Here is a 24,308-nt window from a genome sequence, read left to right as displayed (position 1 = left end):
AAAATACAAGGAATCGTATTATGGTTAAAAAAATTGGCGTTGTGGTTGGAAGTTTGCGCAAAGAGTCCTTCAACCGAAAAATGGCGCATCAGCTCATTTCTCTATCCCCCCCTCCCTGGAATTACAGATTATTGAAATTGGTGATTTACCTTTATACAACCAAGACCTTGATGATGAAAATAGACCGCCAGCCGCTTGGACGCAGTTTCGTGAGCAAATACAAACATGTCAAGGGGTGCTCTTTATAACACCTGAATACAACCGTTCCGTTCCTGGTGTCCTGAAAAATGCAATTGATGTGGGCTCTCGTCCTTATGGTCAAAGTGTATGGAGCAAAAAACCTGGTGCGGTGATAAGCATTTCTCCAGGTGCTATTGGTGGATTTGGCGCAAATCATCATTTAAGACAATCGTTTGTATTTTTAGATATCCCCATATTACAGCAACCTGAAACCTACATCGGCGGGGCTGGAGATTTATTTGATGCCCAAGGAAAAATAAAAAAGGAAGACACTTTGAAATTCATTAAAAAATTCATAGACGCTTATGCTGCTTGGGTTGAACTAAATACACAGAAATGAACAGAATACCTTTAATAAGCCCTAGCCTGGATTAGAGCATAGTAGAACCGGTATGTCGCTATGCTTCACCCAGGCTAGAATATACGAAGAAATGACTCTAGACCGATTTTGCGGAGTGATTTTCATTCGAAAAATGTCAGATAGAGCCTTGCCTTGATCGATTATGATCTATTGTGCTCTCTGCGTGCAACTTAATGGATCCTCTGGGTGGAAAATATAACTCTAAGAATATAGAATAGATAATACAGCCGTGTTCCCTATCCTAAGTCCATTATAAAACAGCAGGCATAAAATCCATGACAAATTACCTCGAGCAGTTTGAACAACGCAAACAAGATCATATTAAGTTGGCTTTAATGCCTGAAAACCAAACTGCTGATTTAAGTACTTTGGACAATATTAATTTAATTCATGAAGCACTTCCTGATTTAAATTTTGATGAAGTCTCTATTAGAGGAAATCGATTTGGTCGCGAAGTTGAAAAACCTTTTCTTGTTAGTTCTATGACCGCAGGACATCGACGCGCAAAACACATCAATCGAAACCTTATGGAAGCCTGCGCAAAAAATGGTTGGGCAATGGGCGTAGGCTCACAAAGACGGGAACTTACAGATTCTAAAGCAGCTTTTGAATGGCAATATTTACGTCAAGATTTTCCAGAAGTAAGTTTATACAGTAACTTGGGGATAGCTCAATTAATTGAAACATCCGTTACCGACATACAGCGCTTAACGGATGCTTTGCAGGCTGATGCATTAATTATTCATTGTAATCCCCTGCAAGAATGCATACAACCTGAAGGAACCACAACCTATAAAGGATGTTGGGATGCGTTGGCCCATCTAGTAAAAAATTTTGAGTTGCCCATTATAGTCAAAGAAACTGGTTGCGGTTTTTCACGTGAAACAATGACACGCTTAAATGATATTGGCATTGCAGCAATTGATGTAGGAGGATTAGGCGGAACTCACTGGGGACGAATTGAAGGGCATAGAGCCACTGGTGACCCAATGAGACAACAAGCCGCCATAACTTTTCGCAACTGGGGAATTGACACTGCAACCTCAGTAAAACTTGCAATGGAAATTAACCCCTCTTACGAAATTTGGGGATCTGGTGGAGTATATAACGGGTTAAATGCTGCTAAGCTTTTTGCACTTGGGGCAACAACAGTTGGTTATGCAAAACCAATGCTTGAAGCAGCACTAAAATCATCTGAACAAGTTAGTTTATGCATGCAGACAATAGAGTACGAATTAAAAGTAGCTTTGTTCTGTACTGGAAGTAGAACCCTATTAGACTTAAAGAAAAAATTGGGTTGACCTCAGTTCGACATAAGCATTGCCAAATTTTCATTAAATGAGGATGTTTTTAGGGAAGCATTTTCGGCATGAGCATATAAGCAGCTAAGCCCGATAAGAGGTAAATAAGAAAATTATCAAGCCTCCGATGTCCGGGTGTTCAATTTGGCAAATTGATTTTGCTCAATAACTATTTCAACAGTGCTATGTTGCCCAAGCAAATATTTTTGAAAAGCTACTGTTCGTTTTTGCAATAGAGCCGGTAGCAGTTTCATAGGCCTTAGGCCCTACTACACAGTCGTTTTAAAAATATGCACATTTTTATGAATCCTACTTTTATACTAAGTCGCATGAATAAAAATACCGAATTACCAAGGTATGTTATCCAGTTTAAATGAGCCATTTTTTGGTTAACTACCTGCAATATTTGTTGGTGTATAAAAATGATTGTTTGTTTAAAAATATTCTTCGTCTTAAAGAAACAGGAGATGCTGTCCAATATCGTTTTGCCAGTATATGAAATCGATAATAGTCTATACATAGGAACTATTCCCACAAAAAAACCCCCGCTTAAAGAAGCATGTTTGGGGTTTTTCTTTGCTTGATATAAAATGATTTTTAGGATGTTTAACCACAACACATTTAGATTGCGATTGCGTGTTAATTGCATCACAATATTTACAAAACTCAAATCATGGGTTATCTGTTCGCTCACTTTAGTATCAAAACGTTTCAGTGAGCCCGCACTAAAATTCTCTGTTTTGAAGCTTTCGATGATTGTTTCGGCAGCTAATCTTCCACTTTGCAAAGCATATTGTATTCCTTCGCCAGTAAACGGATTGATAAATCCTGCTGCATCACCAGTGAGTAAAACTCTGTCTTTTACATTAATTGTAGTGGGGTCATAACAAGATAAAGGCCAACCAGCTATTTTAGTTATTTGCATTCCCTGGCTCATTTTTGATTTAAAAAAAGGATCATTTTCTATCATTTCCAACAGCATGGCTTTTAAATTAGTTTCATTTTTGGGAAATGTTTTTAATACCATACCAATGCCCACATTAGCGGTTGTAGATGATGTGGGAAAAAACCAGAAGTATCCTGGAAAAGTGTTTCGTGTAAAAAAAAGCGTTGCTTGGTGCGATATACAATTAATATTTTCACAGTAGGCGCGCACTGCTACAATTTTATGTTTTGGATTTGGTTTTTTACCTTGAAGAATTCTCGCAACCATACTATTGCTTCCATCTGCACCAACCAACATTTTGATTAAAAAGTGTCTTTTTTTACCGAGTTGCTCGCATTCAACCCTAACATCCTGTTCATTAACGAAATAATTCACAAGCTTACAGTCAGTAATAACGTTAACTCCCTGTTGCTTTGCGGCGTTAACTATCCAACTATCAAGCAAAACACGTGGAATGACTCTACCATAATTAACAAAATCTTTGATTTGAGGGATATTGTCCGTTATCAATTTCTGGCCATCTACATAAACGGTGGCTTCTGTGATCATGTTAGTTGCTTTGAACTCAGGAAGATCGGTAATACCAAGCGTCATTAGTTCCTTTAAAGACATTGGAGAAACAAAATCTCCGCACACCTTATCTCTTGGGAAAGAATGAGAATCTATAAGCATTACTTTTTTGCCCGCTTGTGCCAAATAATAAGCACATATCGCCCCAGAAGGACCAGCACCTGCGATTAAAACGTCCGCATCAAAATTACTAGCTTTTAGTGAGTCGTCCTTCGCTAAAATCGACTTATCCCGACAATATGCCATATTATTCATTTCTCAAATATTCCATTAAATGAATACAACATTAGGTCTTGTAGTAAGCGTTCACTTACCTCTTCATGTAAGTATATAAAAAATATACGCCCTGACAAAAAGCAGGATCAAAGTTAAATCAAAATGAGAGCTGATTCATGAAAGACAAAAAACACCAACCTATTTAAAGCTGATACTTTATTATTAAATGGATGAAATCCTTTATAAATGACTTATAGAACAGTTAATATAACTTTGTATCGCTATTATCCAGTGCATTTTGAATAAAGTCTAATTTGAGAAGTAAGTCTTTAATCTCGTGTACAGTGAGTTGCTGCGTATTATGAGAAGTATAATCTTCATAATTAGAGATAATTTCCTCACCTTCGACAAAATATTTTTGTAATTCAAATCCCTATTATCTGCTTGGATACGATAATATCGTCCCATATCTTCTGCTTTGGCCATTTCTTCCCGAGAAATTAAAGACTCATATAACTTTTCACCATGTCGCGTCCCTATAATTTTCACTTCACTATAGCTTTGAAAAATTTCAATTAACGCTTGAGTTAAATCAGCAATAGTGGATGCAGGTGCTTTTTGAATAAAAATATCACCTTGGTTTGCATAAGAAAAAGCATGTAATACCAAATCAACAGAATCTTCAAGCGACATTAGAAATCGAGTCATTTTAGGATCAGTTATCGTCAACTCTTGTTTTGCTTTGATTTGCGCAACAAAAAGAGGGATCACAGAGCCTCTTGAGGCCATAACATTGCCATAACGTGTAGCGCAGATAATCGGGCCATTTTCAGGAACAACTCGTGATTTGGCAACGACGATCTTTTCTGCCATTGCTTTGGAGATACCCATGGCATTAATGGGATAAACTGCTTTATCTGTACTCAACACCACTATTTTTTTAACTGAACGGGCTATGCCTGCAGCCAAAACATTATCTGTACCCAAAATATTAGTTCGCACTGCTTCCATTGGATAAAACTCACAAGAAGGAACTTGCTTCAACGCTGCTGCATGGAATACATAATCTACTCCAATCATTGCATCAGCTACTGATGCATAATCACGAACATCACCAATGTAAAATTTTACTTTATCATTATTCAGCTCGTTACGCATATCCTCTTGTTTTTTTTCATCACGGCTAAAAATTCGTATTTCACGAATGTCTGATTTTAAAAAGCGCTGTAAAACAGCATGCCCAAAGGAGCCTGTTCCACCTGTAATCATCAGAACTTTATCTTTGAACATACTCATTTATCCTCATATAAACTTTTTGATTCATACATTAACGCAATCAATTGTGACCAATCAGGAGCATCGTAGCCGGTTGCATTTTTAAAACGTTCGCCATTGAGTGAACGATCAATCCTAATTTCTTCATCCGCTATAATGCTTATTTTTTTCTTATAAATCTCTGCGATCAAAGAAAGCAACTCATATTTACTAATAGGTGCCGCTGCAACATGATATAGTCCGCACAGTTCGGGTTTAGGGATAACGTAATCACGCATAACTCGTGCTAATTCGAAGGTAGGCAATCCTGAAAAAATAGCATTTACGTATCCTTTAGTCGCTATCTCCTGAGAAAGAAACCACTCTACTAATGCGGTTTTACTGTTGAATTCATGCCCTATTATTGAAGTACGCAGCGTAATTGCATTTGAACTTTCAGTAATTTCACCAATAAATTTTGATTTACCATATAAGTCTTCAGCATCTGAATTATCATTTTCAGTGTAAAAGCCTCTTTTCCCAGAAAAAACGCAGTCTGTACTAATATGAATCAACCTTACCCCTGCTAATTGACACAGTCGTGCTAATTGATGAGGTAACATTGCATTAATAGGCAACGCCGATAAAGGATCCTTAGCACTGGATAATTGTTTAATTAATCCAATACAATTAATGACAACATTAGGACGAACTTGCTCAAGAACCCCGCATAAAGCATCTAAATTAAGTACATCGATATCAGAAATGAGGAAAGGGTGAAAAGCGCTTGGAAAATATTTTAAACCTTCTTTACTTCTTAAAGTACCCCAAACTTCAAAATCCTTCTGCTGCTGGTTAAACGTATGAAACACTGCACTTCCCAGCATACCAGTTATACCTAAAACCAGAATTTTCAAAATCAGTTTACCTCTTTTTTAATTTTATTATTCAGAATTTCAATGAGTCGACGACTCTGCGTTGTCATTTCAAAATGCTCCAAGAAGAAATCTCTCGCTGCGCCTCCCAGCTTTTCTCGCTCTGAAACAGGCATATGATATAATTTTTCCATATTTTTGGCTAGCGCATCAGCATCCTCGGCAGGTGAAACTAATCCTGCTTGTGCCTCTGTGACAATACGCGCCCCCTCTCCATCTAATGCCGCTAAAATAGGTCGTCCTGCAGCTAAATAAGCCTGAATTTTACTGGGTATAGTATACGAAAAGAGCTCATCTTTTTTTAAACTGACTAAAAGAGCAGCTGCTTTCGAAAAAATAATGGGCATTGCAGCTGCTGGAAATCGACCAGGAATTAATACATTTTTTATCTTTCTTTGTGTTATCTGAAGAAACAACCAATCGCTCATACTGCCACTACCAATTAGAAGAATTTTACATTGGGTTAAATGTGAAATTTTCTCCGCGGCATTAATAATTGTCTCAAGTGCTTGCGCTGTCCCCAAGTTACCTGCAAATACAAAACAAGTATAAGACTCAAGTTCTGATAATAGATATGGAGGCAGATCTTGATGAGTGATGGATGCCTCTGGCTCTAAAAATGAATTAGGATAATAAACCACTTTTTCCAGCGAGGTATACTTTTTCATCAGCGTAGGAAATGTCTTTGATTGTACTAATAAAGTATCAGAGGCAGCATAGATACCTTTTACAACATAACCAATGATCTTTAATAAAAAGCTATTTTGAATAAATCCTGTAGCTTGAACACTTTCAGGCCACAAATCCTGTACCCATACAGCAAGATGAGCTTTTAAACGCCATTTTAAATAAATAGCAGGGATTACCGAAGTAATTGGCGAAGGTACAAATACAAAAACAACATCGAACTCTTTTCCCCTTATAAACCGAGGAAAATGATAAAGACCATTCACGATAAAAGATAAATAATTTAACATTAATTTTTTACCGCCTTTACCTCGAGGAGAAAGTGGTGCACGATGGATAGGAATGTCATGAAAGAGTTCCGTGGATTGGCCTGAGGCATTATAACCCTCAAAAATATTCCCTTCAGGGTAATTGGGCTTTCCCGTAACGACCTCTATTTGATGCCCTTGTGCTGCAAGACACTGCACTAATTCATTTATGATAAATGTTTCAGGCCAAAAATATTGTGAGACGACTAAAATTTTCACTTTGCATCGTTATAAAATGAAACAAATCTTTAAGCCGATGTTAAGAGATTTTTCCACCAAGTACAACTAAAAATGAAACATCGACTCACAATAGCGTATTGATTGGAGACCCTTTGCTTTCGCAAAGGGAGATGAGATCGCAGTGGTTCGTGAGACCATAACAAATTTGCTAAAAATCAAAACAGCTCACCGAATAGATTCTATTATCTCTGATATAAAAATCACGCGGTCATTGCGGCCATGACTCTCTTTATTATCCATTTTTGACGCTACAGGGAATAAGATGACGTGATTATTCCGATCAAGTACAACTGAATGCTTGAAGGGAGATTTTATAAATAAATCAAGATTGGTCTCACTCCTTGAGAAGGGTAATTTTTTGACCTCTTCGTCTAAAGCCTTAAGTTGAATGAAGTCCCGCCATTCTTCAGACTCGCATTTCTCACAACTGTGGATTTTATCCCCTCGCTTTATAATAAGTTCTATACCCTCATTAGTATTCAAAACATGTCTTAAGTGTTTCACATAAAGGTCGAGTGGGTAGTCTTCCGACAAAGTTAATAATAATTTCATTTTGACACCAAATTTTCTAACAAGGTATTTTCATTATATGAACCCTGAATGCCTCATCCTTTGTTTTATTAAATAAGTAGGATTTTTAGAGACAAAATACCCCCTATTGGCACATTGAAATGAGCGTCTAAGAAAAACGAGGGATCTTGCGGACGAGCCGCTGACGTCGATTGAGAGAGGCTTAAATTCATAGCAATAAACGCAGATAAGAACAAAAGAATAGCTCTCAAATTTTAGAGCGAACACGCGAAACATTGAACTAATCACGACAAATCGATTTAAGATTTTCAAGTATATGCAATTGTTATAAACTAATGACACCAAAACCGGATGAATAAACCTTAATGGGACAAACAAAACGCTTTATCGTGCTTGATAGCTTCAGAGGACTGTGCGCACTATCTGTAGTTCTCTTTCATTTGCATGTTCCCGGAACCATCACGGAACTTAATTTCTTTAGAAACGCTCATTTATGTGTAGAGTTTTTTTTCGTTTTAAGCGGGTTTGTCTTATTTCATACCTATAAAAACGCCTTCAACAATTATCATGATTTTAATCCATTTATCATCAAACGCATCTTTCGTCTTTATCCCCTCCATTTTTTTATGCTTGCTTTATTCATTCTTTTTGAATGTGGGAAATGGTATGCTGAAACGAAAGGATTTAATTTCAACGGCCATGCCTTTTCAGGAAGAAATTCATTAAAAGAAGTTCTCCCCAATCTTTTATTATTGCAATCATGGCTTAACCAAGCTGAGCCTTTATCATTTAATGGCCCTTCATGGAGCATTAGCGCAGAGCTGTATGTTTATATGCTTTTTGCTGTAATACTTATATTAAGCCGTAAATTGAGCCTTTCACTTTTTGCCATTATTTGTGGATTTTCATTTTTATGTTTAGCAATGCATTTAGATATTCTTAATAATAACATTTTACGGGTCTGTTCTTGCTTTTTTGCGGGCATCCTCGCATATTATGTTTATCAACAAATCTTAATTTATTCTTTACCAAAACAAATCCTTACGCTACTTGAAGGATTGGGTTTATTCATGATTGTTGTTCTTTTAAATTGGAATATCAAACATCAAGGAATCATAGCGAGCATTTGGTTTTGTATGGTTATTATTGTCTATTCACTAGAGGGTGGTTTTTTCTCTTCCTTATTGAAACATTCTTTTTTTATGAGATTAGGAAAATTATCTTATTCCATTTATATGATTCATTTTGCAGTGATTTTTCTTTTGATAAGTGCATCTATAGTTGTCTCAGCATTAAGTCATCATAATTTTGCGCCCATGTTGCAAGAACCCCAGACAGGTGAATTTATTCGCTACATTACTACTCATTCGTTGTTGGGAAATAATCTATTAGTATTTGCTGTATTAACTATTATTGTTAGTCTGGCGCATTGGACTTGGAAGTTTATTGAAAAACCCGGAATAATTTGGGGAGAACGACTTTTACTTAAATATAAAACAGATGCATTACGTACAGGAGCCTCAATAACAGAGCCCTCTTCTTAAACAGGAACATTCGTATGCTGCCAACGACTAAATATCCTGACTTCATGCTCAATCAAACCGATGTAACGGATAACTATCCTTTTTGGCAGAGACAAAATCATTTTTCATGCACTAATGTGAAAAAGTCCTCCCAACTCGTCTCATAGCGTGGAACATAGGGAGCAATATTGGCATAGCAAAAAGACCTCTCTATAGCATTCATCCATTTTTCAGGATCGTTTCGTGGAGCAAATAATGCTCCTGGATAACAGGAAATAACTTCTCTCGCATAATCCTCATCAATGGCAACTAATGGCTTTCCAAACATGGCTGCCTCTACCAAGGGCAAACCAAAGCTTTCAATATAACTGGGAAAAACTACCGTAGTGCATGATCTATAATAAATAAGGACTTGTTCATAACTTAATGGTCCTAAAAAATGAACATTTTCTTGCAAATTTAAACCTTGAATTAATTCAGTCAGCTCTTTATCTTCCTCTGCGGTAATTGTTAAATAAACTCCAATAGAGGATGCTGCATTTTTTTTCTTAAACTCATTTAATGCATAAATAATCTCTTCATGGTTTTTAAAAGATGCGCTGGTTGCAGGATAAAACAAGGTATATGTGTAAGGTAACTGCAATGGAGTAATGCTATTAATGTCTTTTCTCAAAATATCGGGCTTAATCACATAGACATTTTCTTCTTTTTGTTTGAAGCGAGTACATAAAGCGTGTTTCATCCATTGAGTTTGCACAACGAATTTTGTTTTTTTATCTACATGCAAAAAAATAAATAAAGGATATATGTACTTATAAAGAGCAAGTCGCCGCTCTCGACGTTTGAGAAACGACCACTTTTGTGCATGTAAAGGAAGACCTTGGTGTAAATAAATAATTTTAGGAATATCTTTTTGATACGCCAAAGAAGTATTTTGCAGGGATACTACGCTTTTAGCCTCTATCCCTTGCTTTCTTAACCATCGCTTAAGTCCCCAACTGTCCCAAAAAAGTCTTTTTGCGATCGTGGCCGTTTCTTTTTTAATCAAATAAACATTTTCATTGTCCACAGCCAGATTTAGAGAAGGATGAATAAAAAAATAATAAATTTCATCATCACGAACATGAGATAAAAACTGACGTAGAATGGATAACGCACCACCTGAATTAAGTGCTGTAGCATTAACAACAGTAACCTTTTTAAGCACCCTATTATTTTTCCTCAGTTTCATAATGAAAAAATCATGCTATAGCAGGAGAGGACCTCTTGGACCAATACTTCATCACCCAGTTGTAACAGGGGTCCATTAATTTTAATAATAATAAAACACAAAGACATTCTAATAAATTAATGAAGCCTAAATAGGGAATGTTTAATCCTGAAACACACCAATAACCCAATATTAACCCTAGTTGTGAGAGTAAGAACTTATTTCTCAACATAAAAAAACTTACCCATTCTATAGCGCACAATAAAAAACAAACAACAAACATACCCCCAAAGACTAAAAAGTGGGAATGGGCATAATTTAATATACCTACTAAACCTGGTAATGATGAAAACATGGTTTTTGGAGTAGCGTTAACATACTTATTAAGCTTTAACACATAACGTGTATAACATCCCACATCGCCTACAGAAGGTTTGGCCTGGATACTGTCTTTAAAGAAATTCCAACTTGATTGTGGAAAAGCCGTAGTCGCCATAACAGCTTCTAACCCAACCCATCGACCTACAAAGAGTTTTTTCAATTGATTAGAAAATTTCTTTTCTGTAACACTTTCCTCTAATTGAGAAGCAGTTAGAGAGGAAGATTTTTGCTTCGAATAGGCTGTATCTACGGTATAGTATTGAGCGCGAATGACGCTTACCAAAACTAAAGACAAAGCGGCAAAAGTCAAATAAACAAAAATGACCCTTCTATTCTCCCATAAAGATAACCGTCTCAAAGAAAAGTTCGATCCTGAAATCAGAATTAATAGATAAGGTAAAGTCCAGAAAATATAAATTGCCCGGCTTAAGACAGATAAGGCCGTAATAAATGCCATGAAGCAAACCCAATAAAATCGCTTTTTCTTTTGCTCCAGATCAGGCTCCCATCCTAAAAATGCAGCCATACATAACGGAACAACAATCACCATACCCCAAATCATTAACGCATTTAAATGAAAGGGCAAAACAAGCTGCGGCCGTAATCCTGTCACTGAAATATGGTAAATAGAATTGATGACATTCACTGTGACGCCAAATAAAACGAGAAAATACCAGAGGAAATTACTGTGCTTGAGATACCATTGCGGAATATTCAACTCATCCTTTTTTTGAAGTCCATTTTTCGCACTTAAGAAAAACAATAAATTAGCCAATAAAACCCCAGATGCAGCTAAACTGGATGTCAGCAAAACCTGATCCCACATCTGTGGATTTGCAAACTTAGCCGTCCAATATCCCGTCGGCTCAACAAAAAATACGCCTAAAATAAGATGGGCCATTAATTTTACCCAAAATCCCAGGAATAACATGATCTGGGTGTAACAAATGACATACGATTGGGAACAACAAAACGCAGAGAAAAGCACTGCTAACCAAATGATGTCAAAAGCAAAATAATATAGAGAAGATCCTTGATAAGAATTTAATCCCAACAGGGATAAAAGAAATAAAAATAAAACTAAAACAAACCCATATTGAGGGTTAAGTATCTTCACAGTCATTTATTTACCTTCGGTAATTTCTTTAGATAAAGTTTTTTTGTAAAATAATTTAAAATAATTCGATACATGTCTTGCTTAAGCAATTGACGTGGGTCAAGTTTTATCGTAATCCCCAAGTAACGTATCGCTGTCTTATAGCGACCTGACTCTAAATGAGTTCTAGCCGCAAATAAATAAGACCGACTTAATATTTCGTCTTTTGCATCAATTAATTTTTTATCCTGCGTTATTGTCAATTCATTTTTCATCACAGTTATGAATTCATCAGCTGTTTCAGGGCTTACTTTATTGGCGGATAAAGCCTGAGAGTGCACTCGAGAATAACCAAGTACTTTTGGTATGTACTTAAACTTACCAATTCTTGCTAAGCGTAATTGATATGCATAATCAGGCATCAAACGGTACTTCGCATCCCAACCGCCAATTTGATTGAATGCTGCTTTCAAAAAAAAGGAGCCCACTCCAATTCTACATTTTGCATGGTAAATAAAATCATAATAATCATATTCAGGCGCTGTATATTTTCGAATGACTTCAGATTGACTATTAATCACAAAATTATCAGGATAAGTTAAGATAATATCCGAATTTTCCAGAAACGCGCTCACTGCGGTACTTACTGCATCTTTGGCTAAGAGATCATCGGCACTTAAATACCCAATAATTTCTCCTCGGCTCAAATGCCAACCTTTATTCAGTGTGGCTGCTTGTCCCATATTCGCATGAGAATCATAATAAAATTGCCCTTTGTATTTTTGCAAAAATTCAGCCGTGTTATCTCTTGAACCATCATTTAAAACAATCAATTCAATATTCGGATAATCCTGAGACAAAACACTCTCTATTGCTTCCTCCAAATAAGGCATAGCATTGTAAGCAGGAATAACAATAGAAACTAAAGGTTGTGGGTTCTCCAACATCATCGTCCTTTTATATAATCTTTAATACTAAATATGAGTTACTGGATCGAAAACAAGCATCCTGTCAATTATCCAGATTATAAACACTATTTGTATAACATGAACAGATCAAATCTTTAACTAGGCTCATGTTGTCGCTGGTTTGAAAGAAAATAATAAAGATGGCTTGCCGGCCAATTACACTCGAAATGTCTACGATTAAATACTTTATCTGAAGTATAATAAGTATATTTATCAGAGCTAAAATTATATCGATATAAGTTTTGCACCATCTCCATAGCTTTTTCAGAAATATCAGAATACTTACCATAGGGCCAAGCAAAATAAGCACACTCATTTTGCAACATATCTTCTATTCTTCTCTTACATTCAATAATTTGTTGTTCCAAAAACATGGAATCACTGCTTAGTAAGCGTTCGTGATCTAACCCGTGCGCACCAATAATAAAGCCTCGATGGTGTAACTCCTGTATCATGTCCACATTCATTGGCCTTCTAAATGCCAGATGTGGTGCTTTTTCCTTAAGAAATTTACGAATATAGTCGTCACTACCATAAGTAAAATTAGGATTAATAAAAAAAGCCGCATTGACATCAAACTCGTCCAAAACAGGAGCAATTTCATGATAACAATCATCAAAGCCATCATCAAAAGTAAATGCTACAGCAGGACGATTGAGTTGACTTTTTGCCATAATTAACTCACATGCTTTTTCTATATTTAAAAAGTCAACATGATTCGATAAATAGTCTAATAATTGGCGAAATTTGTACTCACCACGCTTTCTTTGATCGCCAATAATATGGCCATTTAAAATGTGCACACAAGGAGAAATTTTTTTGAAATTTCCCAAAATAGAAAGGTAGCTATGTCGTAGGAAAGGTCTAAAAGGTATCATAATCTAAGTAGGTAAAATTAAGTGTTCTTAAGTCAGTATCAGCATTGAAATTAATATAACAATAAGCCAGGCTCTTTTTGGAAAATCCAAACGCGCCCATATTAATATTTGCTAATTGATTAGGTGAGCAATACGTTTTGATCCTCATAATCCCCATTAACGCGCAAATAAATTTCAACCGGCGTAATGCCTTCCTTACATCGGAAGGTTTTCCATAATTATACAGAGCCCCTATTCCAATGCTATCATTTTCAACTTTTAAAACCAGGAAAACCTCCTTATATTGTAAAAGGATACAATTATGACCCAGTTTATAATTAAAAAAATCCTGATCATGTATCACTCCCTGTGCATTTTTTTGAACAGAAAGAAGTTTTTCAGGCAAGGTTTCAGGAGCAGTAAAGCATTTTTTTAATAAACCTAATAAAATATTGCTATGCCAAGTCGCCAATTCCTTTTTTTTCAGCAAACGTGCATAAGGCAAAGTAGGCACCAACAAATTGACCGAAAGCATATCATACGCATGCGTCCATCCTAATTTTCTCACTAAGCCAGGATAAGAGTTTTTATTAGGGAAACCATACACAAACTGGATACCTAAGCTTTTTCCAAGTTCATAAGTCTGCTGGGCAAGTGCGACAAATAATCCTTTATTGCGGTGATTTGGATGGGTCATGGTATCACCAGATTGTGCGGCCATAACAACAGTTTCATTGAGTTTGACTCGCAGTGGTAAAATTCCATAGTAGGCAGCCGCTTCATTGGTCTCATTATGATAAGCAATATAGCCCACGTAAGAGGCACCAAAACAATCAGTTGCGTATTTCTTTTTAAATTGGTCCATATTGACATCAACGCCATAGACCACTTTTACCAAGCGCATCAAATCCGCAAAATTTGCTTCATTTAATCTACAGTATCGATAAGTGTCCATATTTAGGTTCTAACTACATAAAAATAAAAAAACTACATTGAAAACTAATAAGCAAGCTTAATTCAGGCACAATGTCTGGTGGCGCGTAGAATAACACCTGTCTCTTCAAATTGTCTATTCTTGAATACCTTAACCTCCCGCGGCTTGTTTCCGGGACATAGGAATCAGAATGGATTTTTTAAGTCATGAGCAGCGACGTTAAGGAGTAGCTGCTAATTGATAATTTTTATTTTCTTGCTTAAAGTAAAAAAGCACGATAAAGCCCATGAGCAACCAATAAGCAAAATAAGTTAATGCAAAAGCGTAGGTCACCCCTGGTAGTCCATATGTTCTTGCAAGCAGATGACTAAGACTTACAAAAATGATACTCAAAATGACTTCAGTAAAAACATATGTTTTTGTCCAAGCTTTAGCTAACAGCAAATAAGTAAACAACCAACTTGCAATGCGAAAAAAATCACCCAGAAGTTGATAAGAAAACAATTCTGTTGCTGGGGTGAATGTTTTGCTATAAAGAAGATTGATGATAAGACCCCGAAAAAGATAAATAACTATTAAAATAAATGCCATAAGCGGCATAAAAATTCGATGGGTGTCTCTTATTTCATGTTTTAATGCCTGGGGCGTTTGTAGCTCCGATAACCGGGGTAAATAATACGTGGTCAACGCTGCCGTGACAAACAATAAATAAGCATCCGATAAACGCACAACAGCCTGCCAATAACCAACACTATCCCATCCAAACAAGGTACTGAGGTCATTACGAACAATGATTTGTGCCAAAGGCACCGTTAATGTACTGACGCTACTCATAAAGGAATAACACAATAAATTAATTAAATATTTTCTTTTGATGTTCAAAGAAAATAGGAAGTGAAACCAATCTTTACGAAAAACAAATAATAATGAAATAACAATAGCCAATGATTGTGCAATCACAAAAGAACACAAAATGCTTTTTAACGGATAAAAAACGGCAGCACCGCTCATCATGATAAGACTAAGCAAACTGGAGATAATCGTAATACAGACCAGCAGGCGAATCTGTTTAAACCCGTTTAAAATGGAGCACAATAATAAATGCAGCGCAATAAACAATTGAACACCGGCAGTCCAACGCATCAAATATGCATATTGGGTGGAACCTAAAATCCATTCCGCTAATTGTTGACTATAAATAAAGCCCAGCAGTGTTGTAACAAGAGAAAATAATAAAGTATAGAGGGTCGCGGTGGGTAAAAAACTCTGGAGCTCATCTGTCTGCGCATATTCGGCAACATATTTTATTACCCCTAAAGCAATACCTCCTCCAGCAATGGTGGCAAAAATATTCGCCAATGACATAAATTGTCCAAGTATGGCTATACCTTCAGGCCCAGCATATAATGCAATTATTTTTAAACTTAACATGCCTGTTAGAATTTTAACGAGTGTTGATACCCCGGAAAAAAAAGACGTTTGTAATAATTTACTGTAAATTTTCATTGGACTCGCAACAATTTAAACGATTATTTTCTTAACAAGTAATTGCTTAGCAATATATTCTGAACCCGTTATACTTAAATGACCATAATCTGGAGTTATCATTCCAGACGGCCCAGGAGAAACCTGAGTCAAACAACCCTTTTCGGTGCATAGTAGCTTAATAAGTGATATATAGGATATCGATTTAGCCTGCACTAAATGACTTATTCCCTCATCAAACGAAAAAACCCTCGTTTCTAAATACTCACTCATTCTCGTTGGTAATTTATACAAGAAATTTCTAAGATAGCTAGAATAAATAGCCTGAGGAAGAGGCACTGTCCATTGAGGGATAGGACCCATAACTACAATTTTTTCTACTCCTGCTTTTTTTAAAGCTTTTATTAATTCATCCAACTTATTCGAAAGGATAGAAACATCAAAATTATATCTATTCCAAGCAGCAAATAGTATCACTACATTAGGCTTATGTTGTTTTATTAAAGAAAGAACATGTGCATTAGCTTTACAATCATTCACTGCAGAACAAGAATCTGTTGTATATTGAGCCACATTAAATTGAGCGCCAAAAATCTTTTTTAGTCCAGGATATAAACAGGCAGCATGTGAGTCGCCCCAGATTAGAATTGTTTTCTTTCCCAAAGATCGGGGATAACACTCTTCAGAAAATCCATTTTCTGAGAGCTCCTGAGGCAACCAACATTTCATTTGCTGTGCATCAGTATGTTTTGAATAATCATAAGAATAATTAAAGTACGCAGAGATCTCACCAGGAAACCTGGATGGCCAACCATCACAAAGATAGTCGGTTAAACCAATGCTGCCAATAATTAGTAGCATCGAGCTCAAAGCTATCTGAGGTTTTATGATATAGTTCTTGGAAAATCGTATAGGAGACTCAATAAATACATAAGTTAAATAAGAAAGAAAAATTCCCAGTATCACAGCAAATACTCGCAATCCAAATGAAGGATGAGAGGGACTCGTAATATTTATAAAGGAAAAAATTGGCCAGTGCCATAAATAAAGTGGATAACTAATTTTCCCTATTCCAGCTAAAGTATAATTAGATAGTATTCTGCGGTTTATCCAATTTTCTTGTCCACAAATAAGAAACAGAGTGCCGCATACAGGTAAAAATGCCCAGAAGCCTGGCACTTTATGATTTGCAGTTATAAAAAAACAAGAGAAACAAATTAATAACAACCCAATCCATGACGCAATTGAAGAACGAAATGATCGTCTTAATGCGCTTTGTAGAGTCAAACTATCGAATTTATAGAAAGTAATTGCGGCACCTAATACCAACTCCCAAAACCGAGAAATGGGAAAATAAAACGCAGCAATCGGCGCCGTATATACTAAAACGACGTTTAACACAAATGAGAGTCCTATTGTTAAAAGGATTAAGCGGGAAAGCCAACCATTTTTGAATCCACAATAAAGTGCGATAGGCCATAATAAGTAAAATTGCTCTTCTACACTTAAAGACCACAAATGCAATAAGGGTTTGAGAGTTGCTGAATTATCAAAATAACCCGCTTCATGCCACAAAATAAAATTTGATATAAATGTTGCACCTCCCAAAAGATGCTTCCCCAATTTCTTATATTCTATGGGCGTTAAAAATAAATGGCCTATGATTAAAGTAGCAAGCATCACGGTAATCAGTGCAGGAAAAATTCGTCTAATACGACGTAAATAAAAATCAAAAAAACTAAATGAATTCGAGTTTAATTGAGTAATAATTATTCGAGAAATAAGATAGCCGGAGAGCACAAAAAATATATCAACGCCCCAAAAACCGCCTGGCAAATACTCAGGAAAAAAATGATATATAATTACTGAAATAACGGCCAGTCCTCTGATTCCATCAAGATCTGCCCGATATTGAAAAAGTAAATTATTTATTTTTTTAAAAATCATCATTTATACACATTTTAATGCTTAGTCTATGTGGTTATCTTGAATCACTCTCCAAAAGTCTAAACATAAAATTCCATAAAATTACGAATAATCTCAATGACCGTAGCAATTTCATGAGCTTTTAAACCATAATAAAGAGGTAGACGTAATAAACGTTCACTTTCAGCTGTAGTATATTTATCCTCACCAACAAATTCACCATAAATCAATCCTGCTTTAGAGGTATGTAACGGCACATAATGAAAAACAGCCCAACAAGACTGGCGTTTGAGTGCTTCAATCAAACGAGTACGAATATCGAGATTTGCCATTTTAAGATAAAACATGTGTGCATTATGCTTGCATTCAGGAGGTATTATTGGCAGCTCAATAATTCCATTTTGAGAAATATCTGTTAATCCTTGATAATATTGTTCCCACAATCTTAAACGTTCATTATTAATCTCATGAGCTAATTCAAGTTGTGCCCATAAGTAAGCAGCATTAATATCACTAGGCAAGTAACTCGAGCCTAAATCACACCACGAATATTTGTCGACTTGTCCACGAAAAAATTTGCTGCGATCGGTACCCTTTTCGCGAATAATTTCTGCGCGCTCAATATAAGACGGGTTATTAATTAATAATGCCCCACCCTCACCCATTGTATAATTCTTAGTTTCGTGAAAGCTAAAAGTCCCTAAATCGCCCATTGAGCCAAGCGATCGACCTTTATAACTTGACATCACTCCATGAGCGGCATCCTCAACAACCAACAAGTTATGTTTCTTGGCTATTGTCATGATGGTATCCATTTCACATGCCACTCCTGCATAATGAACAGGTACAATGACCTTAGTTCGTTCGGTTATCGCAGCCTCAATCAAACGTTCATCAATATTAAGTGTATCTGGACGGATATCTACAAATTTAATTTTTGCGCCCCGCAATACAAAAGCATTTACGGTTGAAACAAACGTATAAGAGGGGGCAATGACTTCGTCTCCAGGTTGAATTTCTGCTAAAATTGCGGCCATTTCTAGAGCATGAGTGCAGGAAGTAGTCAACAATACCTTCGGAATTTTGAGCTCAAGCTCAAACCAGCGAGTACATTTTTTTGTGAAATCACCGTCACCCGCAGTTTTATTGTTTGTTACGGCTTGTCGTATGTAATCAAATTCTTTACCTGTAAATGCTGGCTTATTGAAGGGAATCATAAACTAACCTATGGTTTCGTTAAGAAATTTCTGTTCGAGGAGGAGTATCGCCTTGCTTTTTTCCTTGACACGCTTTGCAGGAATACCTGTATAGATTCCCCAAGGCTCCGTGCTTTTGGTAACTAATGTCATAGCACCAATTGAACATCCCTCAGCAATATGTACTCCAGGAAAAATGACAGCATTTGCCCCGAGAATGACGTGGCGACCAAGAGTTACCTGAGCTCTTTTTTCATTTTTATAGTCTAACGGAATTAAGGGACTCACCATAAATTGGCCACTGTAGTCATCCGACTGACTAAATACTTTTGAACCATAGGAAATCCCGGAAAAATCACCCACTGTTATTCCTTCTATTCCACCTGCAAGCAAACAGAAAGGAGCTATATGAACATAAGAGCCCAAAGTAATTTTTCCCGAGATAACACAAAAATCATCAATACGTGTATTATCAGCAACTTCGAATCGTTCAGGATCATAGATACAAGCTTTATCACTAATTTTTACATTTTTACCCAGTCTTTTAAAATTTAAAGCTTCCAGCTGTTTTTGTGAAAGATAAGCCATAAAATAACCTTTTTGTGATAAGCTGGCACAATTCTGCCATTAGATTTTAAGGAAGTAAATGAAACTGTCCATTGTTGCTACTCTTTATAAATCAGAAAAATACATCATAGAGTTTTGTCAGCGCCTTTCTTTGGTTGCTGAACAACTTGTTGGCAATAGCTATGAAATTGTTTTGGTTAATGATGGCTCGCCTGACGACAGCCTAGAAACAGCAATTAAACAAATGGATCAAAATCCCCAGATCATAGTCGTTGATTTATCTCGAAACTTTGGACATCACAAAGCAATGATGACTGGATTAGCACATGCTAGAGGAGAACATATTTTTCTGATTGACAGTGACTTAGAAGAAAAACCAGAATGGCTGCTCTCATTTGCAAAACAAATGAAAGAAGAGTGTTGTGATGTAGTTTATGGGGTTCAGGAAGTAAGAAAAGGCGGTGTTTTTGAGCGTTGGAGTGGTGCATTGTTTTATCGATTTCTACGATTTTTGAGTAGTGAGCCTTTACCAACGAACATAACTGTTGCCCGCTTAATGACACGTCGGTATGTGAATGCGCTATTGCTTCATAAAGAGCGAGAAATATATATTGCTGGCTTATGGTACCTAACTGGTTTTGAACAACATCCCCAGACTGTGAAAAAAGAAAGCTCAAGCGAAACAACATACACTTTAAGACGTAAAGTTTCTTTATTTGTTAATTCAGTGACTTCATTTAGCAATTTGCCTTTAGTAAGTATTTTTTACTTTGGCTTACTTATTATGTTCTTTGCATGTAGTTATATAGGATGGTTAATTATTAACAAATTCCTATTTCATAATATATTAGAAGGCTGGACATCAGTAATGGCTTCGATTTGGTTACTTGGAGGCCTAATTATTTCATTTATTGGGATTGTTGGAATCTATCTTTCAAAAATCTTTTTAGAGATAAAGAGGCGACCATACACTATTATTCGTCATATTTATCAAAAAATAGATCACACTACTGATGGTCACTTGAAAAAAACGAATCCGAGGATAATGGAGCCTTTAAATAATGAGATGGACTAACGGGGTACTGCATAGCAAAACTGCGATGCAATTATTATATTATGGGGTATCAGGCATTGCCATTAATGTACTCGGTTATTTTATTTTTTTATTAATGACCCATTTTAACATGGCACCAAAGATAGCGATGACAATGATTTATTTATTTTGCGCATTAGGAAGCTATCTCAGTAATTGGCGTCTAACCTTTAAGGGTTCAGGACGTTTTTCCTCAACCAGCATTCGCTTCCTCATTACTCATATCTCAGGATACTCTATTAACCTGCTTTTATTATTTATTTTTGTCGATTACTTAGGCTATTCCTATTACGAGATTCAAGCTATTGCCATCATTATTGTTGCTGCTTATCTTTTCATCGTCTTTAAATTATTTGTCTTTCCATCACATAGTGAGAAAGTTAATGAAAAAATGCCTTTCCTGCAGTAATTTTTATCCATCAAACGTCTCACTTTGCCAATATTGTGAATGGGCTCCGGAATTGATTGACGGATTTTGCGCTTTTTCACCTCAGTTTGCTCAAAAAGACTCTGGATTCAAAGTCAGCCATTTCGCACAATTAGCGCAACTTGAAGCAAATAACTTTTGGTTCCGAACTCGTAACAAACTAATAATATGGGCTCTTAATCAATATTGCCCTGTGTTTCAATCTTTTTTTGAAATAGGCTGTGGTACAGGTTATGTATTATCTGGAATCGCTGATGCATTTCCAGGGCGTCAATATAAAGGTGGGGAGTTGTTCATTGATGGTCTGAGTTTTGCCGCAACGAGACAAAATACGCCTATGGAGTTCATGCAAATGGATGCGCGACACATCCCTTTTGTTGATGAATTTGATGTAATTGGCGCTTTTGATGTTTTGGAACATATTCAAGAAGACATGGAGGTCTTATTGCAAATGAACCAAGCGTTGAAACCTAATGGCCTTCTTTTACTTACTGTCCCCCAACATCAATGGCTATGGAGTAATGCAGATAAAGCCGCTTGTCATGTACGCCGTTATTCCGCAAAAAATCTGCATGATAAAATCCAAAAAGCGGGCTTTAAGATATTACGAAGTACTTCCTTTGTCTTTTTCCTTCTACCGCTAATGATTGCATCGCGATTTAAACAAAAATTACCCAAAAAAAATGAGGACCCCTACAAAGAGCTTCGTCTTTCTCCTTGGCTTAATGCTGTTTTTGAAAAAATATTGGAGGTAGAAGTTCAAATGATTCGTAAAGGATTGAACTTTTCCTTAGGCGGTTCAAGACTCATTGTCGCCAAAAAATAGAACAGCAAATTGACTTAATTATGCTCAAAATTCTGTTTCAAAGAGCCTCAACTCTTACACTTAAAAAATCTGCCAGGCACGAATGGATTTTGAGATTTTTTCTGGTATTCTTCACAACTAAAAAGTCCGAGTATGTAACATTAATAACGTCGCAAATAAAAAACATGAGAAAAGTGAGATAAAAAGTCAATGTTAAAAATAAACTCATTGAGCCAAGGATTTTTTAATACCAAAAAAGATAGACTCCCAAGTTCCTGGCAAAAAATATTATTTCCTCTTATCCTGTTATTAGTTGGTAATTTTTATACTTACTATTCCATTACCCATAAGCATTATTCATCTTTCTTTTATCAAAATGAGTTTGCTCCTGCAGTCATGTTTGCCTGCGGCCATGGATTTGCCAACCCTGCACAGATAAGTGACTCACTCCAATCTTTTTTAGACAATAAAACAAACAATTTTGAATGCAAAAATATTGTTCAAAAAGGTCTCAAACCACTTAATTATTTTCAAAGTCTAGAGCGATACATGATTTTATTCTCCGGGTTTATGTGGAAAATATTTGGAGTGAGCTGGAATAATTTAGTTCCCTTATTTTTGCTCTTATACAGCATCAGTTTACTTGCCATATATTCCATTTTTCGACTAGGCTTAAGTCAATCATTTTCTTTGGTGCTCGCACTATTTATCGCCATATCCCCCCTACAAATGTACTATGTTGTTCAGCTAAGAGATTATTCAGTAGCACCTTTTTTACTCGGTATCGTTGGTATTATAGGAGCATTAGTAACGAACTGTCCTAACAGGAAAAAATTATTTGTCTCCTCCTTTTTTTCTGGGTCTTTATTAGGATTAGGCCTTGGATTTAGAACAGATATATTAGTTATGTTGCCTTTTTTTCTTATATCTTTACTATTCTTTGTAAAAATAGCGCACAAAGCCATTCAAAGAAAATTAGAAGCGATCCTCATTTTTTCAATAAGTTTCTTTGTGGTTGGCTATCCTGTTTTACAGGCTTACCATAGTTATGGAGGAGGAGGTCTTGCTCATGTTATTATTCTTGGACTTGCCGACTCATTTACCCCGAATTTAGGTTTAAGACAACTTGAAACCTATTCTATTATTCCTCTCTATTTTGATTTAATCCCCTATACTGTTGTGAATAGTTTCTCCGAAAGAATTTATGGTATTGAACATTTAATGCCCGCCACTGCAAAAGAATACAATTATTATAGCTCTTTGTTTTTATTGAATTATCTATCAACATTTCCTGCTGATTTCTTAGTGCGAATTTATGCAAGTATGCTCCAAGTTCCATTAATTTTTATTCACGGCTTCGTTCAAAAAATCGCTGCATACATCCCTTTAAGAAATGTAGCGGCTGTGCTCCCCTTTTTTGTCACAGCAACTATAGCCTTTTTTCAATTACGAATTGCATTATTCATATTATTTACCCTGCTGTATTTAGGAGCCTATCCCGTTTTACAATTTGATCCAAGACACTATTTTTACCTTGAGTTTGTTGGTTTGTGGTTCATTGGCTTTTTGAGTCAACACTGTATTTTTTTCATAAAGAATAAATCGAATATTACTCTTTTCGAAGCAATTAAAATTAAAGTACAGGCTCGATGGAAAATAATTTCCGTTACTTCAATAGTTAGTGTTGCGATTCTAACTATTTCAATAATTTCGTTACGCGTTTACCAAGAAAATCATTTAAATAAATTATTTAACCATTATTTAGAAGCAAGGACAGAAACAATTAACCCAATTTTAGATGAAGATCACAAGAACTATATTATAAAATTGCCTATAAAAAACAATGATATTCAGTCCTCTTATTTAGAAACTATCTATCTTAGAATTAAAAGCAAAGAAAAATGCCCTTTAAATCAAATTTCATTAAAACTACACTATCTGGAAAAACCACCGGGTTCTTTGAGCAGCCCCGAAGCCGTAACTCTCTCAACGAGTCAAGCAACGACCTATTTTTTGCCCATTTACAATTTCCACAATAGCACAGGAAATGACGTTCTTGATGAGGCACTGCTTCCTTCTTATTGGATTGATTCTTTCGAATATTCTATTTCTGATGCTATTTGTATTCAAGATATTGCTTACTTAACAGACATCAATAAAATTCCTCTTTTATTAACCTTAAAATTGCCTCAAGATTGGGAAAACACGAAACTCTATCAATATTTTAAGAAAATATAAAAAATACGGGTTC

Annotated in this window: 21 protein-coding genes and 1 pseudogene; 7 read left to right on the top strand and 15 right to left on the bottom strand. The window is 36.0% G+C overall.

Going from position 1 to position 24,308, the window contains the following annotated elements; translation table 11 throughout:
- The first annotated feature begins 103 nt into the window (after positions 1-103).
- Both EL220_RS00925 and fni read left to right on the top strand, forming a co-directional pair.
- The gene (locus EL220_RS00925; protein WP_331852668.1) at positions 104-580 is read left to right on the top strand and encodes an NAD(P)H-dependent oxidoreductase; all 477 of its coding nucleotides are present in this window, start codon (positions 104-106) and stop codon (positions 578-580) included.
- A gap of 296 nt (positions 581-876) precedes the next feature.
- Positions 877-1,902, top strand: a complete 1,026-nt coding sequence (fni, locus tag EL220_RS00920) for a type 2 isopentenyl-diphosphate Delta-isomerase (RefSeq protein ID WP_027272491.1) — start codon at positions 877-879, stop codon at positions 1,900-1,902.
- A gap of 259 nt (positions 1,903-2,161) precedes the next feature.
- On the opposite strand, the gene EL220_RS00915 is transcribed toward fni, so the two are convergent.
- The 6 genes and pseudogenes from EL220_RS00915 to EL220_RS00895 all read right to left on the bottom strand — a co-directional run bounded on the left by EL220_RS00915 (position 2,162) and on the right by EL220_RS00895 (position 7,610).
- Positions 2,162-3,673: an NAD(P)/FAD-dependent oxidoreductase gene (locus tag EL220_RS00915; protein WP_027272490.1), complete on the bottom strand. Its 1,512-nt coding sequence runs from the start codon at positions 3,671-3,673 to the stop codon at positions 2,162-2,164.
- Between the two features lie 223 nt (positions 3,674-3,896).
- Positions 3,897-4,025 (bottom strand): hypothetical protein, encoded by a 129-nt coding sequence (locus tag EL220_RS19435; RefSeq protein WP_269471021.1) that lies wholly within the window; start codon positions 4,023-4,025, stop codon positions 3,897-3,899.
- 113 nt (positions 4,026-4,138) lie between these two features.
- Positions 4,139-4,903: pseudogene (locus EL220_RS00910) on the bottom strand (polysaccharide biosynthesis protein); the annotation flags it as partial.
- Positions 4,904-4,926: 23 nt separating this feature from the next.
- Positions 4,927-5,760 carry a dTDP-4-dehydrorhamnose reductase family protein gene (locus tag EL220_RS00905; RefSeq protein WP_232002567.1) on the bottom strand — a complete coding sequence of 278 codons (834 nt, stop codon included), beginning with the start codon at positions 5,758-5,760 and terminating at the stop codon, positions 4,927-4,929.
- A gap of 47 nt (positions 5,761-5,807) precedes the next feature.
- Positions 5,808-7,037, bottom strand: coding sequence for a glycosyltransferase family 4 protein (locus tag EL220_RS00900; RefSeq protein WP_027272487.1), 1,230 nt, complete (start codon positions 7,035-7,037; stop codon positions 5,808-5,810).
- Between the two features lie 186 nt (positions 7,038-7,223).
- Positions 7,224-7,610, bottom strand: a complete 387-nt coding sequence (locus EL220_RS00895; protein ID WP_027272486.1) for a hypothetical protein — start codon at positions 7,608-7,610, stop codon at positions 7,224-7,226.
- Positions 7,611-7,954: 344 nt separating this feature from the next.
- Here EL220_RS00895 and EL220_RS00890 point away from each other — a divergent pair, with 344 nt between their 5' ends.
- A complete protein-coding gene (locus EL220_RS00890; protein ID WP_027272485.1) occupies positions 7,955-9,133 on the top strand; it encodes an acyltransferase family protein in 1,179 nt (392 codons plus the stop codon).
- 97 nt (positions 9,134-9,230) lie between these two features.
- Here EL220_RS00890 and EL220_RS00885 read toward each other — a convergent pair whose 3' ends face one another.
- The 9 genes from EL220_RS00885 to EL220_RS00845 all read right to left on the bottom strand — a co-directional run bounded on the left by EL220_RS00885 (position 9,231) and on the right by EL220_RS00845 (position 19,753).
- Positions 9,231-10,343, bottom strand: a complete 1,113-nt coding sequence (locus tag EL220_RS00885; protein ID WP_232002566.1) for a glycosyltransferase — start codon at positions 10,341-10,343, stop codon at positions 9,231-9,233.
- Between the two features lie 10 nt (positions 10,344-10,353).
- A complete protein-coding gene (locus EL220_RS00880; RefSeq protein WP_027272483.1) occupies positions 10,354-11,826 on the bottom strand; it encodes a hypothetical protein in 1,473 nt (490 codons plus the stop codon).
- On the bottom strand, positions 11,823-12,749 hold the full coding sequence (locus EL220_RS00875; protein ID WP_232002565.1) for a glycosyltransferase: 927 nt from the start codon (positions 12,747-12,749) through the stop codon (positions 11,823-11,825). Before EL220_RS00875 ends, EL220_RS00880 begins: the two co-directional genes overlap by 4 nt.
- A 113-nt stretch (positions 12,750-12,862) precedes the next feature.
- Positions 12,863-13,570 carry a polysaccharide deacetylase family protein gene (locus tag EL220_RS00870; RefSeq protein WP_232002564.1) on the bottom strand — a complete coding sequence of 236 codons (708 nt, stop codon included), beginning with the start codon at positions 13,568-13,570 and terminating at the stop codon, positions 12,863-12,865.
- 61 nt (positions 13,571-13,631) lie between these two features.
- Positions 13,632-14,579 carry a GNAT family N-acetyltransferase gene (locus EL220_RS00865; RefSeq protein ID WP_027272480.1) on the bottom strand — a complete coding sequence of 316 codons (948 nt, stop codon included), beginning with the start codon at positions 14,577-14,579 and terminating at the stop codon, positions 13,632-13,634.
- 198 nt (positions 14,580-14,777) lie between these two features.
- Positions 14,778-16,064: an O-antigen translocase gene (locus tag EL220_RS00860; RefSeq protein WP_027272479.1), complete on the bottom strand. Its 1,287-nt coding sequence runs from the start codon at positions 16,062-16,064 to the stop codon at positions 14,778-14,780.
- A gap of 15 nt (positions 16,065-16,079) precedes the next feature.
- Entirely contained in the window at positions 16,080-17,993 is a 1,914-nt protein-coding gene (locus EL220_RS00855) for an acyltransferase family protein (protein WP_027272478.1), read from the bottom strand.
- A 56-nt stretch (positions 17,994-18,049) separates the two neighbouring features.
- Entirely contained in the window at positions 18,050-19,186 is a 1,137-nt protein-coding gene (rffA, locus tag EL220_RS00850; protein ID WP_027272477.1) for a dTDP-4-amino-4,6-dideoxygalactose transaminase, read from the bottom strand.
- 3 nt (positions 19,187-19,189) lie between these two features.
- Positions 19,190-19,753 carry an acyltransferase gene (locus EL220_RS00845; RefSeq protein WP_027272476.1) on the bottom strand — a complete coding sequence of 188 codons (564 nt, stop codon included), beginning with the start codon at positions 19,751-19,753 and terminating at the stop codon, positions 19,190-19,192.
- 58 nt (positions 19,754-19,811) lie between these two features.
- Between EL220_RS00845 and EL220_RS00840 the strand changes: the two genes are divergently transcribed.
- From EL220_RS00840 to EL220_RS00825, 4 genes are all read left to right on the top strand, one after another.
- Positions 19,812-20,807: a glycosyltransferase family 2 protein gene (locus EL220_RS00840; RefSeq protein WP_065236245.1), complete on the top strand. Its 996-nt coding sequence runs from the start codon at positions 19,812-19,814 to the stop codon at positions 20,805-20,807.
- Positions 20,794-21,234 carry a GtrA family protein gene (locus tag EL220_RS00835; protein ID WP_027272475.1) on the top strand — a complete coding sequence of 147 codons (441 nt, stop codon included), beginning with the start codon at positions 20,794-20,796 and terminating at the stop codon, positions 21,232-21,234. Before EL220_RS00840 ends, EL220_RS00835 begins: the two co-directional genes overlap by 14 nt.
- The gene (locus EL220_RS00830) at positions 21,209-22,078 is read left to right on the top strand and encodes a class I SAM-dependent methyltransferase (protein ID WP_081779109.1); all 870 of its coding nucleotides are present in this window, start codon (positions 21,209-21,211) and stop codon (positions 22,076-22,078) included. The genes EL220_RS00835 and EL220_RS00830 overlap by 26 nt, the downstream gene beginning before the upstream one ends.
- A gap of 189 nt (positions 22,079-22,267) precedes the next feature.
- On the top strand, positions 22,268-24,295 hold the full coding sequence (locus tag EL220_RS00825; RefSeq protein WP_027272473.1) for a hypothetical protein: 2,028 nt from the start codon (positions 22,268-22,270) through the stop codon (positions 24,293-24,295).
- Positions 24,296-24,308 lie beyond the last annotated feature (13 nt).

Source organism: Legionella sainthelensi (genome assembly GCF_900637685.1).
Classification (GTDB): Bacteria; Pseudomonadota; Gammaproteobacteria; order Legionellales; family Legionellaceae; genus Legionella; species Legionella sainthelensi.
This window is presented reverse-complemented; position numbering and strand designations above follow the sequence as displayed.

Coding starts and splice junctions, on each gene's coding strand:
- fni (WP_027272491.1), top strand. CDS start 877: ATGACAAATTACCTCGAGCAGTTTGAACAACGCAAACAAGATCATATT.
- EL220_RS00915 (WP_027272490.1), bottom strand. CDS start 3,673: ATGAATAATATGGCATATTGTCGGGATAAGTCGATTTTAGCGAAGGAC.
- EL220_RS00895 (WP_027272486.1), bottom strand. CDS start 7,610: ATGAAATTATTATTAACTTTGTCGGAAGACTACCCACTCGACCTTTAT.
- EL220_RS00890 (WP_027272485.1), top strand. CDS start 7,955: ATGGGACAAACAAAACGCTTTATCGTGCTTGATAGCTTCAGAGGACTG.
- EL220_RS00885 (WP_232002566.1), bottom strand. CDS start 10,343: ATGAAACTGAGGAAAAATAATAGGGTGCTTAAAAAGGTTACTGTTGTT.
- EL220_RS00880 (WP_027272483.1), bottom strand. CDS start 11,826: ATGACTGTGAAGATACTTAACCCTCAATATGGGTTTGTTTTAGTTTTA.
- EL220_RS00875 (WP_232002565.1), bottom strand. CDS start 12,749: ATGATGTTGGAGAACCCACAACCTTTAGTTTCTATTGTTATTCCTGCT.
- EL220_RS00865 (WP_027272480.1), bottom strand. CDS start 14,579: ATGGACACTTATCGATACTGTAGATTAAATGAAGCAAATTTTGCGGAT.
- EL220_RS00860 (WP_027272479.1), bottom strand. CDS start 16,064: ATGAAAATTTACAGTAAATTATTACAAACGTCTTTTTTTTCCGGGGTA.
- EL220_RS00855 (WP_027272478.1), bottom strand. CDS start 17,993: ATGATGATTTTTAAAAAAATAAATAATTTACTTTTTCAATATCGGGCA.
- rffA (WP_027272477.1), bottom strand. CDS start 19,186: ATGATTCCCTTCAATAAGCCAGCATTTACAGGTAAAGAATTTGATTAC.
- EL220_RS00845 (WP_027272476.1), bottom strand. CDS start 19,753: ATGGCTTATCTTTCACAAAAACAGCTGGAAGCTTTAAATTTTAAAAGA.
- EL220_RS00840 (WP_065236245.1), top strand. CDS start 19,812: ATGAAACTGTCCATTGTTGCTACTCTTTATAAATCAGAAAAATACATC.
- EL220_RS00835 (WP_027272475.1), top strand. CDS start 20,794: ATGAGATGGACTAACGGGGTACTGCATAGCAAAACTGCGATGCAATTA.
- EL220_RS00830 (WP_081779109.1), top strand. CDS start 21,209: ATGAAAAAATGCCTTTCCTGCAGTAATTTTTATCCATCAAACGTCTCA.
- EL220_RS00825 (WP_027272473.1), top strand. CDS start 22,268: ATGTTAAAAATAAACTCATTGAGCCAAGGATTTTTTAATACCAAAAAA.